Raw genomic sequence first — 1,399 nt, forward strand, 5'->3', positions numbered from 1 at the left:
GCCAAATCACCGGTCCGGTACATCCGTGTACCTGGTTCAAAAGGATTGTCCACGAACTTCTCCGCCGTCAGTTCCGGCCGGTTCCAGTAACCACGGGCTAAGCCATCGCCAGCGATACACAGCTCACCTGCAACACCGATCGGCTGCAACTGCCAGTTGTCGCTCAAAATATACAGCTGTGTATTGGCGATCGGACCCCCGATGCTCACCGTCTGATCATTGGTTACTTCCCGCATCGCGGACCAAATCGTCGTCTCGGTCGGACCGTACATATTAAACAGCGCGGCCTTCGATTTGCTTTGCAGCACCGCCAGCAGATCGTCCGTCCAAGCCTCTCCTCCAATCAACATTTCCGTGACGCTTTCCAGCCACCCATCGTTGCCTGCAGACAGCAGCATCTTCAACCGGGAAGGCGTCATCTGCACCACGTCGATATGCTGGCGCTCGATCAGCGCCGCCAGCTGCTGAGGCTCCTTCTGCTGCTCTTCATTCGCTGCCACGACCCGCATGCCTTGCGTCAACGCCAGCAGTGTTTCCACCACCGAGATGTCGAACGCCAGCGTGGTCGCAAATAACATCGACTTCGCTGGGGCGAACGGAATCGCTTGCCTCATCCCTGCGATAAAGTTCACCACCGAGCGGTGCTCGATCATGACTCCTTTCGGGTTCCCTGTTGTGCCCGAGGTATAGATCATATAGGCCAAATCGCTCGACGTTGCATTAAGCGCGAGGTTTGCTTCTGACGGTGCTTGCCCGGCTTCCACCAGATCCAGCACCGTGCCTTCGAATCCGCACGGATCCAGGCCCGGCTGAATTAGTAGCATCGCTGCGCCGCTGTCCGTTAGCATATACCGGATACGTTCGGCAGGCAGCGACGGATCGATTGGCAAGTACGCCCCACCGGCCTTCAGGATGCCAATTACCCCTACCATCAGCTCCAGCGAGCGTTCCGTCAGGATGGCCACGATGCGATCCGGACCCACACCCTGTTCGCGTAGCGTCCAAGCCAGCTGATTGGCCCGCGCATTCAGCTCCGCATAAGTCAGCTGCCGGTCTTCGTACACAACCGCCACCGCGTTCGGTGTCTTCTCAACTTGGGCCTCGAACAGCCCATGGATCGTCGCTTCACGCGGATAATCTGCTACCGTGTCGTTGAATGCGTAGAGCAGCAACTGTTTCTCCTCTGGCGTTATAAGTTGCAGAGAAGCTATGCTTGCGTCCGTTCGTTCGGTAATTTGAGTCAACAGTTGTACAAAGTGAGACAATAGACGCTCAACCGTAGACGCATTGAACAAGGCGCGACTGTATTCCAGTGTCATATGGAGACTTTGATTGACTTCTACGATGTTTAGCGTCAAGTCGAATTTCGTCACCGGATGGCTCAGCTCGACCGGACGAA

General features: G+C 56.3%; 1 protein-coding gene. It reads right to left on the reverse strand.

All coding sequences use genetic code 11. The features are described 5' to 3' along the window. Nucleotides 1-1,399 (reverse strand): non-ribosomal peptide synthetase (locus MHB56_RS29765; RefSeq protein WP_341144428.1); only part of this gene is annotated, 1,399 nt, incomplete at both ends.

It is taken from the genome of Paenibacillus sp. FSL H8-0315 (assembly GCF_038005365.1).
GTDB lineage: Bacteria > Bacillota > Bacilli > Paenibacillales > Paenibacillaceae > Paenibacillus_AQ > Paenibacillus_AQ odorifer.